The sequence below is a fragment of the Dyadobacter sp. SG02 genome, assembly GCF_900109045.1.
In the GTDB taxonomy this organism is placed as follows: domain Bacteria; phylum Bacteroidota; class Bacteroidia; order Cytophagales; family Spirosomataceae; genus Dyadobacter.
Genome location: NZ_FNYL01000003.1, coordinates 437,251 through 451,749 on the forward strand (window position 1 = coordinate 437,251; position 14,499 = coordinate 451,749).

A 14,499-nucleotide genomic window follows, 5' to 3' on the forward strand; every position below is an offset into this window, starting at 1 on the left:
TTAGTATTCCCAAAGTCCGTGTTCCAGTTCCATCAGTTCCTGCTCGTAGTTCAGGGATTTGATAAGGGCCTCTTTTTCGCCGTTGTAGATGTCGAGGAATGCCTTATCGTTGGCATTGGAGAATTTGGTGATCCGTCCGTAGAACAAGCGAAGATCGAATGCATCTGCCAGGTTCTTGTTTTGGGCGGTGTTATGGGTATTGTACCATATGTATTTCTTAGGATCGCTTCTGAAAAGTCTTTCAACATCTTTCCAGCGGAACGACGCAACCGGCAATTCAAGTCCTGTTGCAGTTTGATCAGAAGGAAGGACGATCGTCAGCGTCTGGATGTCGGAGTACAAGCGTGAACGTTTTTTGTCGAAAACCCAGTCTTCCTTCACTTCGAGAATGCTCAGCTGATCGGGGAAGTATTCTTCTTCGCTTGCAGCAATTTGTTGTGTTTCGAATGAAGTACTATCTGGTTTAGGAGCTTCCACTTTCGGTTCTTCTTTCGCTACCTCAGTTTTACCACCTTTTTTCGAAGACTTCTTCTTAGGAGGACCCCATCCGTCATCTACCGGCTCAGCTTCTTTTTTGGTATCCTTTTTGGCATTACCCCATCCATCGTCAGCATTGGCAGCTTGTTTGCTGGGGTCTGTTTTGGCTTTTGAATCCCAGCCATCGGCTTTGGCCGGTTCCCCAAAACCTGCCTTGATTTCCTCTTCGGAAAGCCCTGCTGTCTGGTTAGGGATCAGGATACGTTTATGTAGTTCGTCACCACCGATTTTGGTTGCACAGGAATCGTTTGTATAAGCATCGATTAACCCTGCTTTCGCCGCGTCCAACAAGTAACGTGTGATCTCATTGTTTTTAGAGAACATGGAAATGTTCTGCTTTTCTTTCAAGTCGACCCGTCTCCAGAGCGTTTTTTTCATCATGATGTCGCCGTCGGCAATCGGCCGTGACGAGAACTGATTCGCAGTCGAATCCTCTTTCTCCTGCGCAAATGCGCCAGTACTTGCGAGAGACAGCGACAGCAAAGACCATGCAATCGTTTTTCCGTTCATTCTTCTCATATCATACATAAAGTTGTATTGTCCAATCAACGACTAAAAGCGGTGGATTAGTATAGTGTCACACTGCGAGTTTGGTTACCCATTTCTACCTCGCTCACAGCACCTTTAAAGTTCTGACGCTCTACTTTCAGGATCGAAATTACATAACGGTCACCAGGTTGCGCTTGTGCTGCCAGAGAGGAGATAGAACCGCCTCCGCCATTCAACGTCACACCATTAATCCTTCTCGGGCCACGGGCCAGGGAAATTTCAACCTGCGACACACGAAATTTCGCGTCCTCGGGCGAGAAGTTCTTGAAGCTCTCGTCGGGAACAGCAACTACCTGGATGCTTCTGGTGCCAGCAGCAGGAGCCCCCCGACGTTCGTCAAATACGGCACCATTTACACGTACTTCCAGAGATGGTTTCGGAACACGGTTTACACGGAAAGGCTCTGAACCTAGTACGTTCCCTGCATTGCTTACCGTAATATTTAAGCTGGCTTTGCTAGGAACGATTGTGAATTTACCTTTCTGACCGCTATTAATGATCTCACCACCATCAGTTGTAAAGCTAGGTGCCCAAAGTGGTCCCAGCGCGGGGCTTTGGATGCTCAGCTTGTTGGAGCAACCCAGATACAATGGGGGCAATGTCCCCGTTTCGATCTGGTACGAAGGCTTCACAACGAAGTATTCCTGGCTCATCGTATAAGTAGTGTCTTTGCCGGATGGGGTAGGGATGGTGATTTGTCCGCGAAGTTCTCTTTTAGCAAGACCCTCTGCATTGTAGCCACCACCTTGCGCCGTGAATTCGATCATACCAACGCCGTTTTCAACTTTAACGGGCGATCCGTTCAGGCTCATGCGTGGAGTAATCCCGGAAGCAGAAGCCGCAATGAACATCTGGCCTTTGAATTTGGTACCTGCTACTACTGTTTTAGCGTCGGCACTAACCATTGCCAATACTCGGTCGAATTTGATATCCGCAGCACCCACTTTACTGGCGAGGTAGTTCAGTACTTCACCTTCCATACGACGGATGTCGGTTTGTTTCTGGCTCAATACGGCCAATGCAGCCGCAACAGGAGTCGATTCGAAGTTAAGCTCTGCAAAGTCTTTGTTACGCTGGTCTTTGTTCCCTTTTGCAACAGGATCTTCACGGCCGTCGAGTGCAAGCCCGGGAAATTTGTTGGGAGAGTAGTTGCTCAGCGATGACGAATAGGAGTTCAGTGTTTGTTTTAACTGGTAGGCCTTACCATTTTTTCTTACACCAATCATTAGCTCCGCTACTTTGGCTTCTTCTTGCGGGTTTTTGATTCCGCCTTCTTCATTAAAGCCACCACCCGCATTGGTAATAATTTCTTGTTTCAGTGCATTCAGTTGGTTGGTCATGTCCGATGAAAGCTTACGGACTTCGTCAGCCTGTTTGATCACAGCGACGTCAGCTGCACGGTTACCCGATTTTTCAACTGCGGCTTTGATTTTAAGTACCGTTTCCTGATTGATTTTATTAGCTGCTCCGGAGGATAGTTCCAAAGAATTGTTCAGTAGGATGAATTTTTCGATGATAGCTGAACTTACTTGCAATGCGAGCATCGCGGTAAGTACCAGATACATCATTCCAATCATCTTTTGACGGGGTGTTTCTTTTCCACCTGCCATATTATTGTATAATCAGTTTCAGTGATCGAATTATTTAACTAACAACAATGACTCCGTTGCCCGTGCAGGGTCACAGAGTCATCGTCCGGGCGCTGTTACGCATTACCACCACGCATTGCGGTCAGCATGTTGCCGTAAATGCCGTTCAATGAAGAGATATTGTTGGTCAGTCTCGCCATTTCGCTTTTGAACACTTGTGATTCCTTCGTAGCGTCAGCCATGTTTTCCATAGCGGCCGTCAGGTTACCATAGAAAGCGTTCATCGCTTTAAGGTGTTTTGTAGTGTCTTGCAATTCCAGTTCATATACGGCGTTCAATGCCCCCATATTCTTGGTGATTTGCTGGAACTGGTCGCGGTACGACTGCGCATCTTTAGTAGCATCAGCCATTGACGTCATTGCAGTAATTGCAACACCGTAAGACTTGTTCATATCGCTGATAGCGGTCGAAGCAGTCTTCACATTTCTTGCATAGTCGTTAGTAGCAACTGTCGCGTCGGTGAGGTCACTGATTTTGCCTACTGTTTCAGACAAGTTTCTGAAACCTTTGCCCAGACTATCGAAAACCTCGGGAGAGATTTTAGCATTGTCCAGCATGTTATCCAGTTTGGCAGTGATATTGCTGCTAGGGGCTGAGCTTCTTGAGATGGCAGGGCCGCTGTAATCGTCGGCAAGTTCAGGGTAAACTCTGGTCCAATCCGGCTCTTTATCTGTGGACTGGGTCAAGGTTTGCAATGCATAAAGCAAAAAGATGAGAACCTCGGTTCCCAGACCTGCGGTCAAAAGAGGGCCACCGAAATCCCAGTGTTGAATTTTTGCCAAAGCTCCTAAAATTACGACGGCAGCACCCGCACTGTATATTGTTGGTACTAGTTTATCCCAAAAAAAATTAGGTCCGCTACTCTTAGCCATGTGAATTGAAATCGGTTACAGTGAAAAAATTATAGTAAGTAAAGTGTTGGATTGATTCGGTCTGATCGTAAAAAAGAAGCAGTGTAAAAACGCTGCTTCTTTGAATGTGAAAGTGTATTCTAGCGACGACGGGCACGGGCGCCTCCGCGGTCGTTTACATTGTCCATTACGCAACGGAAGCCGATAAATGCGCGGGTTTCGGTTTCAAACTCGTAAGTACGGGTACCGGTTTGCAGGTAATATGCGATGTCTTTCCAGGAACCGCCTTTCACCACCTTGCGTGGCTCGTTCGGGTCGCTGTATTTAGGGTTCATATCCCATACTATCGCAGTTGCATTGTCGGTGTAAGCGTCCGAAGTCCATTCTGCCACGTTTCCTGCCATGTTATAAAGTCCGAAATCGTTCGGGTTGTAAGCATTGGCGGGGCCGGTGTAAGGGTATCCATCTGCGTCGTAGTTTCCTCGTTGTGGCTTGAAGTTTGCCAGGAAGCAACCTTTTGCATTCATAGTATACGGGTTACCCCAGGGATATTTAGCAACGGCACGTCCGCCTCTGGCAGCCCATTCCCATTCAGCTTCTGTCGGCAGGCGGAAGCCTGTAGAGTTGAATTGACCTTCTTTGTTCTGGAAGTCATGGAGCAAGTTGGTGCGCCATGCTGAAAAATAGGTGGCAGCGATCCAGCTAACTCCTACCACAGGATAAGTGTCGAAGCCTGGGTGCTGGTAGTAATATTCTACGAAAGGGTCTCCGTTGGAATAGGCAAAGTCTTTTTTCCAAACGGTTGTATCGGGATAATACTTGGCCATGATTTCCTCCTCACCCAGTACGGATACGGAGTCAACCAGCAACGCGTTCACGAACTGACGATATTCGTTGTTGGTGATTTCGGTGTCATCCATAAAGAATGAGCTGATAGTCACCCGACGGTTCATGTTGTTCATGGAGGAAGCGATGTCTTCGTCAGCCTGGCCCATCACAAAAGAACCTGAGGGGATTACGACCATCCCGGCCGGTGTGGTCTGCTTGAATCCTTTACGGGCAGTAGCAGTGATTTCACCGTTTTGAATACCGCTTTCTTCTTTTCCTCCCTTGCCAAACTTGCTCTTAAGAAAACCGCAGCTTTGCAAGAGCATCAATGCGGCTACCAGAAGCAGGCTTTTGACTCCATCCCGATAGAACACTTTCACATTCATAGTGGTTTTGTAAATTTTGATAATAAAATGCTAGCCTAAAAACGTCAACGAATGATATCTAGTATACTTGAAATAAAACAAAATGTGAACGCCTGTCAGAATGAGTATTGCTTGATTTCAATGCTGAAATCGCTACGGATCAGTTACTAAATCAGGCGTTTATCGACTTAACGTAAGAATAATGCAATTGGTATGGAAGCCGAACATTTTACAAATATAAATCAAAGTTTCGCAAACTGATTCATACGACTTACCAAGAGGTTTGTAAAAAACGTCGATTTGACATTCAAATCTTGGATTTTTAATAATTAGGTGATAAAATATTAATATATCCGATGGCGTTTAGGCACTTCTATTAAAAGCGGAATCGTGGCGTACGGATAGGGGCCTTCTTGCCTAATTTCGGTGACGGCAGTGCATACGAAAGCATTACCTCGAAAGAAGAAGGTGATTTGGCTTTATTGCCCCCTACGACCATATCATACGCGCCCGAGAGCCGTAAAGATTGATCGGAGAGCAGGTAAATACCACCCATGATGATGAAGTAGGTGTCCTGTTGCCGGTAAGTACCGCCAATCCAGTAACGTTTGTTGTAGGTAAGCGTTGCTCCTCCTTCAACCGAAACAGTGCTGATATCGGATTTTACGAGAACGATCGGCTGGATATCGAGCAGATAACCCAGTTCCAGATTGACGCCTGCATTGAAATACAGCGTACGCGGTAGCGGATTGGTACCGGTTTCGGAGCCGAGCTGGTATTTAGGTTTTAGAAAATGGTTCAGCGAGAGGCCCGCATAAAAGGTTTCGTTCTCATAACGCGCGCCAACGGAGAAATCCGGATTCATTTCGGCGACAGTTCCTGTCTGGATCAAGGGATCATCCGGGTCACGGGCACGAAGTTTTCCATAGTCGATAGCCTGGCGGAACAATCCTGCGCTAAGGCCTACACCCAATTTACCCCCGCCGAGCGGAATGTGATATGCGGCAGTGAGTTTGAAATCCTGATCCGTTCTTGGGCCGCTTTTGTCATTCAACGCGTAAAAGCCGATGCCGAAGTTCTTGATAGGCATGCTGAATGAGAAAAGTTGTGTTGAAAGCGCTCCGCCGGTGTCGTCGATGTTAGTGCCTTGATAACCTGCGTACTGGGTCCTGTGTGTGAGTTGAAATTTGGTAAGGCCGTCGGAGCCGGCTGCTGCCGGGTTCAGATAAAGCTGGTTCAGCGAGAATAAACTGAACTGCGCGTCTTTCTGGGCAATGGCGCAGAGCGGTAGGAAGAACAACAACGCAAAGGGCCGGATATATCTGGTACTTCGAAGGGTAAAGGTCAAAGTCATGCCGCAGGAATAGATTTAAGGATCACGCTGATATGCTTTCGGATTTAGATTGATAACGCATATTGCTTAAAAAAATTGATATATACATGAAAAAGCCCCGGATTTTTTCCGGGGCTTTTCGTGCTTTTGTAAAGCTGTTTATACGTTGTTCGCTTTGCGGATGTACAGGTCGAGTGCGCCAGTCATCGAAGGGGCGTTCGGTAGCGGGGCCTGAATATCCAGGAAGAGCCCGGCGTCCTCCACGGCCTTTGCGGTAGTTGGGCCGAATGCCGCAATGCGGGTATTGTTCTGTTTGAAATCAGGGAAGTTGTCAAATAGTGACTTAATCCCCGAAGGACTGAAAAATGCGATAATATCGTAGTACACATCTTCCAGGTCAGACAAATCGGCAGAACCTGTCTGATACATAGTCGCTTCCGTGAAATGGAACTCTTCGGTATCCGCAAACTCGGGAATGTCGTTCTTCCGGACATCGGAGCATGGGTAGAGGAATTTCTCTTTCTTGTGCTTGCGCATGAGTTCGATCAGCTCGGCAGCAGTTTTCGTACCCGTGAAGATCTTTCTTTTGCGGATCACGATGTATTTCTGAAGGTAATTGGCAGTCTGCTCGGAAATACAGAAATATTTCATCGTAGCTGGTACTTCAACCCGGCCTTCGTTACAAATGCGGAAGAAATGGTCGATGGCATTCCGGCTTGTGAAAATAACAGCCGTGTGGTCCAGGATGTTGACTTTTTGCTTGCGAAAGTCTTTATAGGAAACCCCGTCGACCTGAATGAATGGCCGGAAGTCAACCTTGATATTATACTTTCTGGCTAATTCGTAATAAGGTGAATTCTCGTCTGCTGGTCGGGATTGACTTACTAAAAGGCTGGTTACTTTTTTAAGTCTGTCCTGATCAAAATTGATGGTATCACTCATGTATAATCCTCATTAGTTTATTCCCAACTCATGTTTCCTGACTACAAAGCAAACTTCATACTCACAATGAGCGGGATTATTTCGATGACACAAAGGTAAGAAAATAAATAGAGATTAATCAACGAGCCGGTCGGCTTGGCTACAACATAAAGTGCGATGAACCGGGCTACATAGAAGAACAGGAACGGCAAAAGGATATAGGGCCTGCTCGCTTCCAACCAGTTGATATGGTTGGAATACAAGCCGAAAATGACCAGAAATACCAGCGCATAAAACAGGTACGATGACTGTACGATTTTGATGAAAATAATGTCGACTTGCTTATCCAGATTGAGCATATTTCCTGCCAGGACCATGAATATGTACTTCGCGTAGATCAGCAGGAAGAAGATCACCGACAGCACACAAAAGTCGCCCAGGATTTGAATCGTATTAACTTTTTCAGAGAGTATCGTGCTGACGGAGAACAGGTTGAGTCGGTTAATCGATAAGTATATCACCGTAAAGCCCATCATCATCGAGCTGATAATGACAAAGAAAATCACCGTGTTGCTGTACGGCTTGTTGATCTTCGAAAGCTGGTCGCGCGGGTCGTTGTTGAAAAACTCGATGGGATTTATTAAACGGATAAAAGAAAGTGGGTTGAGGTTGAATATCCACGCATTCAATATCAGAATAATAACCAGCGCGATTCCGGCAAATGTACCGAATGGCGTGAAACTAACAGGCTTGATGTTGATGAAACTCGAACGCCCCGGTGCGATGGTTTCTGAGTCGGTCAGCTTTTTCTTGTTACATAGGATAGCAGTCTTGTCGGCAATACCCGGACTGCCGTAAATCGTCAGTAGCAGCTCGTCTTTGTGGTAAATGCGGTACAGACTGTCCAGATTGAGTTCCTGCCATGTCCCACCTGCAATGCGGTTTTGCAATGCACCTTCAAGAAACAGGTAGCTCTCGTTTTCGGAGTGTACCAGAAGCGAATATCTTCTGTTCTTGACCAGATCGATGTAAAGACTCGCGAAACGCGTGCCTTCATTCACGCCCTGAGAGAAAGGGACGTAGTTTTTGTACTGCTCGTTGTATACAAGCCAGTCGTCCTGGTAATTATAAACCGGGAAGAACTGGCCCGGCGGGTTTACTTTTGCCGCGCCCTGCGCCAGTGAGCCCAACAAGGTTACTGCCGTGAAAAAAGCCCAAAAAACAGCCGAAAATATGGACTTCATCGGTACAAAAAAGGCTGGGTTTCCCCAGCCCTTTGATCAAAGTCAGTTAGCAATGATTATTTCTTTCCAAGAGCGAGAAGCATCGTTTCGCCGATCAATGCAGGAGATTCTGCCACGAAGATGCCCGACTCTTTCATGATTCTGATTTTCGCTTCCGCAGTATCGTCGGCGCCGCCGATGATCGCACCCGCGTGGCCCATACGACGTCCTTTCGGAGCAGTCTGGCCGGCGATGAAACCTACGACCGGTTTTTTGTTGCCGGTTGATCTGATATATGCAGCGGCATCCGCTTCCATGCTTCCGCCGATTTCACCGATCATCACGATCGCTTCCGTTTCGTCGTCGTTCATCAGGAGCTCAACCGCTTCTTTGGTAGTAGTACCGATGATAGGGTCACCGCCGATACCGATCGCCGTGGTCTGGCCCAGGCCTGCGCGTGACAACTGATCTACCGCTTCGTAAGTAAGCGTTCCGGATTTCGATACCAGACCGATCGTTCCTTTTTTGAAGATAAAGCCAGGCATGATACCTACTTTACATTCTTCCGCAGTGATGATACCAGGGCAGTTGGGGCCGATAAGGCGTGTGTTTTTGCCTTTGATATATTCTTTTGCCTGCATCATATCTTTGGTTGGGATACCTTCGGTGATACAAACAATAACGCCGATACCAGCATCAGCAGCTTCCATGATTGCGTCGGCAGCGAAAGCCGGTGGAACAAAGATGATGGAAACGTCTGCCCCGGTAGCGCGCACGGCAAGGTCAACAGTATTAAAAACAGGTCTTTCCAAATGAGAAAGCCCACCTTTGCCAGGCGTAACACCACCTACGACATTCGTACCGTATTCAATCATTTGCTGGGCGTGGAACGAGCCCTCCGAACCGGTAAATCCCTGAACTATAATCTTGGAGTTTTTATTAACTAAAACGCTCATGTTGGTAAATCAGTTTTTTCGGTAAAAGTAGGACGAAAAGCACGAAGTAGCAAAATGTAGGCATAATTTGTAAATTGCTTTTTTGACATCATGATGGCTGTTTATGAACATATTTCTTAATCCGCATATATTTTCTAACCTCGTTCTGGCGATCACCAGTTTATTTGTCTTCGTCCGGTATTTCAGGCAGCAACCCGTTCTCGTCCGATGGCTCTGGGGCATTTTCTTCGGAAGCATTTCGCTCGTAGCTTTCACCGACCTCCTGTTTTATGCCGGTGTGGAAGGATTGGGGATGGCCCACGAAATATTCGAAGCGGGGGAAATGACGCTCGGTGCGCTGTGCCTGGTGACGGCCTCGTGGTGCCTCATTATGCGGTATGAAAGCGGTTCGTTTCTCTTTTACTGTACTGTTGGCCTCGGAGCGTTGCTGTTTTATTGCATTACCTGGTTCCGGGTGGAATATGTAGGACTGATCATTAAAGCTTTTTGCATTCTGGTAACATTGCTGATATCCTGCGTGGGGCTTGCTAACCGCCAGAAGAGTGCATTATGGACACTGTTTTCGATGATGTTGCTGGCGCTTTCAACCAAGTCGGGGAAGCTGCCGTTGCCGATGGACCCGGTGGATATCAACCACTATATGATGGTGTTATCGATCATTTGCGTCGGTAGGGCCGTCCGCGACCAGTACAAGATCCTTTTTTAAGTTCAAACAATTGTTAATGGATTGCATTTTTCGGAGCGCGTGTCGTAAATTGCACCAGTTAAATCTTAACCAACACAAGTTTACTAATACTCAGAATATGAAAAGGACCAAGTATGGCGTAATGCTTCTTGCCTCAGTTTTGGCTTTCGGAGCAGTTACATTGAACCCTGTTTCGGCTAAAACATCTCCTGCAAAAGAAGTAGCAAGCGATGTGAAGCAAGCTAAGACGATCGTGATCAAAGGAAGTGATGCAATGCAGTTCGACCTGAAAGAGATTAAAGTGAAAGCCGGACAAAAAGTAAAATTGACGCTGACACACTCAGGTAAACTTGCGAAAGCTGCTATGGGCCACAACTGGGTGCTCCTGAAACCAGGTACCGATGTAGCAGCATTCGGCTCAAAAGCGGCTGCCGCGAGAGAAACAGATTATATCCCTGCTGCTGAAAAAGCGAGCATCATCGCGCATACCAAACTGGTAGGCGGCGGCGAAAGCGACACTGTTGAATTCACAGCTCCTGCAAAAGGAACTTACACTTACATTTGCAGCTTCCCAGGCCACTACGCGCTGATGAAAGGTAGCTTCATCGTTGAATAAGCAATCCTGAGCTTAACATATAAAAGGCGTCACATTTACGTGGCGCCTTTTCTGTTTTATATCTCCGCTAATTGCTTTTCGATCAGTTGGATGACCTCAGGTCGGTCCCATTGCGAGGCACCTATTTCCTGCGCGAGAATTTTGCCCTTATATATAATGTACGTCCGCGGAATGGCATTGCCGTCGAGTTGCGACGGGTAGGGACCTGCATATTGGTAGAATGGCAGGTTATAGCCTTTCCGCGCAATGAACGGGTTCACGGTTTCGGCGTCTTCGTCGGAGATAATGTAGAATGCGATCTTGCTGTGGTCTTTGTATTTATTATAAAGCGTCTGAATGCCGGGCATTTCCATATTGCACGGCCCGCACCAGGTTGCCCACACGTTCACGAAGGCGATTTTGTTTTCATCCATCGCCACTTCCTTGCCCGTCAGGTCGGTAAGCGGCAGGTATACCGACTCCTGAGCGGCGGGTGCCTCGTCGGTAGGCGCTCCCGCGGCGGGCGCTCCCGCAACCGGGCTGCTCTCCTGCACCGGCGATTTGAAAAACACGAAATAGACAGCCGCCCCGGCCATTAACAGGAGTAAAACGAGCGACAATTTTTTGGTGGTTGATGACATAACTGGTGTAGTTCTGGTGATTGGTTGTGGATACGGACCATTCCAAAAATAGGGCTTTTCTTTTTTTGATGCTGACTCGGAATTTGAATACTTTTATACACTATTTAAAAAACATTGATTTGAGGAAAAGGTTTACATTCATGAGACTTCAATTTACTGGCATTTCATTTCTCCTTGCGCTTACTTTTTATTGCCCCGCCTTCGCCCAACGTTCAGCTGCCGAATATTTCGAAGACGGTAATACCAAAGCCGGTACAGGCGATTTCAATGGCGCAATGCAGGCGTACACCACGGTGATTTCCATGAATCCGGATCATGCGCCCAGCTACTTCAACCGAGGGCTCGCCAAAGCCAACCTCAAAGACTACCGCGGCGCGATGCAGGATTACGATAAAGCCATCGACCTGAACCCCAAAGAAGCACTTTACTATCAGAGCCGTGGCGTGAGCAAAAGCTTGCAGGACGATTTCCGCTCGGCGATCGAAGATTATTCCAAATCCATCGAACTCAACCCGGAAGAGCCCAAAGCCTATTATAATCGCGGTGTGAGTTATGCAAAACTGAAAAACCACCGGAATGCGCTCATCGACCTCGATCACGCATTGGCGCTAAATCCCGACGAGCTGGCCGCATTATACGCAAGGGGCAATTGCAAGCAGGATTTGCAGGAATACGCGGGAAGCCTTGCCGACTTCACGCGCGTGATCGAGCTCAGCCCTAAACGTACGGGCGCGTATGCAGGCCGGGGTTTGGCCAAACTGGAACTCGGAGATTACCAGGGTGCCGCTGCCGACTTCACCCGCGCCATCGAGCTAAGCCCTAACGACAGCGAGTATTACGCGAATCGCGGCTTTGCCAAGAACAAAATAGATGACTTCCAGGGCGCTATCATCGATTTTGATAAAACCATTCAGCTCGATCCTGAAAACTACAATGCCTATTACGGTCGTGGATTTGCCAGAGGTAAACTAAACGACCCACGCGGCGCTATTGCCGATCTTTCCAGAGCCATCGAGGTGAAAAATGCCTACACCGGCGATCCTAAGAAGAATGCATTCACAGGAAAAATCAATAAAGAGAAGCTGGATGAACTGCGCGACCAGGTACAGACGCATGTAAAGATCGAAACCCTCACGAACGAGCGCGCGGAGGCGTATTACGTACGGGCGATCGCGAAGTCGAAAGTGGGGGAGTTTAAAGGGGCCATGGCCGACCTTACCACTGCCGTCGAGCTTAACCCAACCTATTCCAATGCCTATTTCTCCCGTGCTATGATCCGTTCGGCCTCGGGCGATCAAATGGGCGCGGTCCTGGATTTTACGAGCTCCATCAAGCTCCGCTCCGATTATCCGGAGGCGTATTATTTGAGAGGAATTGTGAAAAACAGCCTGGGGGAGATTAATGACGGCTGCCTGGATCTAAGCAAGGCAGGCGAATTAGGTTACCAGCAGGCTTATAAAGTGATTGGGGCGTATTGTAACTGAGTTCTTCGGAGGAAAGGCAGGAAGGAAGGTGCTAATATGCTGGTGCAAATCTCTGATTTGTACTTATCATTCGAATGCCTCCGGCCGGGCTATACTGCAAAACGACATTGCGGTACTGCCCGGCCGGAGGCCTTCGAATATTTAGGCGCGAAGGAAGACCTTCGCACCATTTTTAAGCTTTCTTCAGATTCTCAGCCACTTTATCCCAGTTCACCACATCCCAGAACGCTTTCACATAATCCGGGCGTTTGTTTTGGTAATGCAGGTAATAAGCGTGCTCCCAAACGTCGATACCTAGGATAGGCGTTCCTTTAAAATCCGAAACGTCCATTAATGGGTTATCCTGGTTGGGCGTCGAGCCTACGGCAAGTTTTCCGCCTTTGGCCACGAGCCATGCCCAGCCTGAGCCGAAACGGGTAGCAGCAGCTTTGCCGAACTCTTCTTTGAACTTATCGAACGAACCGAACTGGCCATTGATGGCATCGGCTACCGCGCCGGTAGGGGCCGCGGTCTTTTTCGGGCCCATTACATCCCAGAAGAATGTGTGGTTCCAATGCCCGCCACCGTTGTTACGGATGGCCGTTGGCGCTTTGCTGATGGTTTTGATAATATCTTCCAGGGATTTCTTCTCCCATTCGGTTCCTTTTACAGCGTCGTTGAGGTTTTTGACGTACGTCGCGTGGTGCTTGCCGTAGTGGATCTCCATCGTGAGCTTATCGATGCTAGGCTCCAACGCGCCGAAATCGTAAGGAAGCGGAGCTTGTTTGAATGGAGCGGTTTCCGCCAGTATGGTCTCGGATGCACTGGTGTTCGAGGCACCGGCAAACGATTGTTCAGCCAATGCTCCGACGGTGAGTGCGCTGCCAGCGAGTGTCTTCAAAAAGTCTGTTCTATTCATAACAGTACAATAAGTGTTTAGTGTTAATCATAAGCCACCCGGCTTACAATGCTGCGGCCAAGTGTGATCTCGTCCGCATATTCCAGGTCTCCGCCAATGGGGATCCCTCTTGCGATAGTGCTGATCTTGATACCTGTGGCTTTCAGCTTCTTTTGCAGGTAAAAAGCTGTCGTATCGCCTTCCATGGTGGGGCTCAATGCTAGAATGACCTCCTGAACCGCCTCGTCGCCCTCGCGCTTTTCAACTCTCGTCATCAGGGAATCGATTTCCAGGTCCGACGGGCCGATACCTTCAAGTGGGGAAATAATGCCGCCCAATACGTGGTACAGTCCCCAGTACTGGTTCGTAGATTCAATAGCGAGTACGTCGCGCGTGTCCACCACGACGCATATGGTCGTCTGGTCGCGCTTGTTGCTGCTGCAAATATTGCAAAGTACGTCGTCGGCGATGTTGTGGCAGCGGGTGCAGTAGGTGGTTTTGGTACGCATGTTCAGCAGTGCATCGGACAGCGAGCGGGTTTGCTCTTCGTCCCTTTTCAGCAAATGTAGTGCCAGGCGCAATGCGGTTTTTTTGCCTATCCCCGGCAGGCGGGAAATTTCGGCGACGGCTTCCTCAATAAGACGTGAGGGATAGTTCATGAGAAGATGCTGAGTGTTGATGATGCTTTGCGGTGAAAGGGCAGCTTAATGCACCTCCGCTGAAATGCCTCTCCGGCATATTTCGTTGCGCATCCCGGCAAGCTCTTCAAACGATCCTTCTTTCACAGAGCATTTGCCTTTGTAATGGATGATTATTGTGCATTGTTCGGCTTGCTCGTTGCTATGACCGCAAACTTCGATCAGCGTATCGATCACCCAATCGAAGGTATTCACATCGTCATTGTAGATTACCAGCTTTTTAATGTCCGTATCTACGGTTTCTTCCAGAATTTCCAGCTCTGTTTCTGTGAGCGCTTGCATAACAACCAAATTTCTGTTTGATTAG

The 14,499-nt window shown here is 48.0% G+C and carries 15 protein-coding genes; 3 read left to right on the forward strand and 12 right to left on the reverse strand.

What is annotated here, in order from left to right:
* The 8 genes from gldN to sucD form a co-directional block, all read right to left on the reverse strand.
* A complete protein-coding gene (gene gldN / locus BMW93_RS08925; protein ID WP_177194049.1) occupies positions 1 to 1,065 on the reverse strand; it encodes a gliding motility protein GldN in 1,065 nt (354 codons plus the stop codon).
* A gap of 38 nt (positions 1,066 to 1,103) precedes the next feature.
* On the reverse strand, positions 1,104 to 2,696 hold the full coding sequence (gene gldM / locus BMW93_RS08930) for a gliding motility protein GldM (RefSeq protein WP_090374868.1): 1,593 nt from the start codon (positions 2,694 to 2,696) through the stop codon (positions 1,104 to 1,106).
* A gap of 95 nt (positions 2,697 to 2,791) precedes the next feature.
* Positions 2,792 to 3,607: a gliding motility protein GldL gene (gldL, locus tag BMW93_RS08935; RefSeq protein ID WP_090374869.1), complete on the reverse strand. Its 816-nt coding sequence runs from the start codon at positions 3,605 to 3,607 to the stop codon at positions 2,792 to 2,794.
* Positions 3,608 to 3,726: 119 nt separating this feature from the next.
* Positions 3,727 to 4,800, reverse strand: coding sequence for an SUMF1/EgtB/PvdO family nonheme iron enzyme (locus BMW93_RS08940; protein ID WP_090374870.1), 1,074 nt, complete (start codon positions 4,798 to 4,800; stop codon positions 3,727 to 3,729).
* A gap of 355 nt (positions 4,801 to 5,155) precedes the next feature.
* Complete coding sequence (locus tag BMW93_RS08945) at positions 5,156 to 6,133, reverse strand: PorP/SprF family type IX secretion system membrane protein (RefSeq protein WP_177194050.1); 978 nt, start codon at positions 6,131 to 6,133, stop codon at positions 5,156 to 5,158.
* A 138-nt stretch (positions 6,134 to 6,271) separates the two neighbouring features.
* Positions 6,272 to 7,054 carry a uroporphyrinogen-III synthase gene (locus BMW93_RS08950; protein WP_090374871.1) on the reverse strand — a complete coding sequence of 261 codons (783 nt, stop codon included), beginning with the start codon at positions 7,052 to 7,054 and terminating at the stop codon, positions 6,272 to 6,274.
* Positions 7,055 to 7,095: 41 nt separating this feature from the next.
* Complete coding sequence (locus BMW93_RS08955; protein ID WP_090374872.1) at positions 7,096 to 8,277, reverse strand: DUF4271 domain-containing protein; 1,182 nt, start codon at positions 8,275 to 8,277, stop codon at positions 7,096 to 7,098.
* A gap of 56 nt (positions 8,278 to 8,333) precedes the next feature.
* Complete coding sequence (gene sucD / locus BMW93_RS08960; protein ID WP_090374873.1) at positions 8,334 to 9,212, reverse strand: succinate--CoA ligase subunit alpha; 879 nt, start codon at positions 9,210 to 9,212, stop codon at positions 8,334 to 8,336.
* A 103-nt stretch (positions 9,213 to 9,315) separates the two neighbouring features.
* On the opposite strand from sucD, the gene BMW93_RS08965 reads away from it, so the two are divergent.
* Both BMW93_RS08965 and azu read left to right on the forward strand, forming a co-directional pair.
* Positions 9,316 to 9,918, forward strand: coding sequence for a hypothetical protein (locus tag BMW93_RS08965; protein WP_090374874.1), 603 nt, complete (start codon positions 9,316 to 9,318; stop codon positions 9,916 to 9,918).
* Positions 9,919 to 10,015: 97 nt separating this feature from the next.
* Positions 10,016 to 10,513 carry an azurin gene (gene azu, locus BMW93_RS08970; RefSeq protein WP_090374875.1) on the forward strand — a complete coding sequence of 166 codons (498 nt, stop codon included), beginning with the start codon at positions 10,016 to 10,018 and terminating at the stop codon, positions 10,511 to 10,513.
* A 56-nt stretch (positions 10,514 to 10,569) separates the two neighbouring features.
* On the opposite strand, the gene BMW93_RS08975 is transcribed toward azu, so the two are convergent.
* The gene (locus tag BMW93_RS08975; RefSeq protein ID WP_090374876.1) at positions 10,570 to 11,133 is read right to left on the reverse strand and encodes a TlpA disulfide reductase family protein; all 564 of its coding nucleotides are present in this window, start codon (positions 11,131 to 11,133) and stop codon (positions 10,570 to 10,572) included.
* A 140-nt stretch (positions 11,134 to 11,273) separates the two neighbouring features.
* Between BMW93_RS08975 and BMW93_RS08980 the strand changes: the two genes are divergently transcribed.
* Entirely contained in the window at positions 11,274 to 12,617 is a 1,344-nt protein-coding gene (locus BMW93_RS08980) for a tetratricopeptide repeat protein (RefSeq protein WP_229240296.1), read from the forward strand.
* 172 nt (positions 12,618 to 12,789) lie between these two features.
* Here the strand turns inward: BMW93_RS08980 and BMW93_RS08985 are convergent, their stop codons facing one another.
* The 3 genes from BMW93_RS08985 to BMW93_RS08995 are packed head-to-tail and all read right to left on the reverse strand — an operon-like array spanning position 12,790 to position 14,474.
* Entirely contained in the window at positions 12,790 to 13,515 is a 726-nt protein-coding gene (locus tag BMW93_RS08985) for a superoxide dismutase (protein ID WP_090374878.1), read from the reverse strand.
* A 23-nt stretch (positions 13,516 to 13,538) separates the two neighbouring features.
* Positions 13,539 to 14,153, reverse strand: coding sequence for a recombination mediator RecR (gene recR / locus BMW93_RS08990; protein WP_090374879.1), 615 nt, complete (start codon positions 14,151 to 14,153; stop codon positions 13,539 to 13,541).
* A 45-nt stretch (positions 14,154 to 14,198) separates the two neighbouring features.
* Positions 14,199 to 14,474, reverse strand: a complete 276-nt coding sequence (locus BMW93_RS08995; protein ID WP_090148045.1) for an ATP-dependent Clp protease adaptor ClpS — start codon at positions 14,472 to 14,474, stop codon at positions 14,199 to 14,201.
* Between the last annotated feature and the right edge of the window lie 25 nt (positions 14,475 to 14,499).

Bases quoted from the DNA above. Each gene is read 5' to 3' on its own strand.
- gldN (WP_177194049.1), bottom strand. From the start codon at position 1,065: ATGTATGATATGAGAAGAATGAACGGAAAAACGATTGCATGGTCTTTG.
- gldM (WP_090374868.1), bottom strand. From the start codon at position 2,696: ATGGCAGGTGGAAAAGAAACACCCCGTCAAAAGATGATTGGAATGATG.
- gldL (WP_090374869.1), bottom strand. From the start codon at position 3,607: ATGGCTAAGAGTAGCGGACCTAATTTTTTTTGGGATAAACTAGTACCA.
- BMW93_RS08940 (WP_090374870.1), bottom strand. From the start codon at position 4,800: ATGAATGTGAAAGTGTTCTATCGGGATGGAGTCAAAAGCCTGCTTCTG.
- BMW93_RS08945 (WP_177194050.1), bottom strand. From the start codon at position 6,133: ATGACTTTGACCTTTACCCTTCGAAGTACCAGATATATCCGGCCCTTT.
- BMW93_RS08950 (WP_090374871.1), bottom strand. From the start codon at position 7,054: ATGAGTGATACCATCAATTTTGATCAGGACAGACTTAAAAAAGTAACC.
- BMW93_RS08955 (WP_090374872.1), bottom strand. From the start codon at position 8,277: ATGAAGTCCATATTTTCGGCTGTTTTTTGGGCTTTTTTCACGGCAGTA.
- sucD (WP_090374873.1), bottom strand. From the start codon at position 9,212: ATGAGCGTTTTAGTTAATAAAAACTCCAAGATTATAGTTCAGGGATTT.
- BMW93_RS08965 (WP_090374874.1), top strand. From the start codon at position 9,316: ATGAACATATTTCTTAATCCGCATATATTTTCTAACCTCGTTCTGGCG.
- azu (WP_090374875.1), top strand. From the start codon at position 10,016: ATGAAAAGGACCAAGTATGGCGTAATGCTTCTTGCCTCAGTTTTGGCT.
- BMW93_RS08975 (WP_090374876.1), bottom strand. From the start codon at position 11,133: ATGTCATCAACCACCAAAAAATTGTCGCTCGTTTTACTCCTGTTAATG.
- BMW93_RS08980 (WP_229240296.1), top strand. From the start codon at position 11,274: ATGAGACTTCAATTTACTGGCATTTCATTTCTCCTTGCGCTTACTTTT.
- BMW93_RS08985 (WP_090374878.1), bottom strand. From the start codon at position 13,515: ATGAATAGAACAGACTTTTTGAAGACACTCGCTGGCAGCGCACTCACC.
- recR (WP_090374879.1), bottom strand. From the start codon at position 14,153: ATGAACTATCCCTCACGTCTTATTGAGGAAGCCGTCGCCGAAATTTCC.
- BMW93_RS08995 (WP_090148045.1), bottom strand. From the start codon at position 14,474: ATGCAAGCGCTCACAGAAACAGAGCTGGAAATTCTGGAAGAAACCGTA.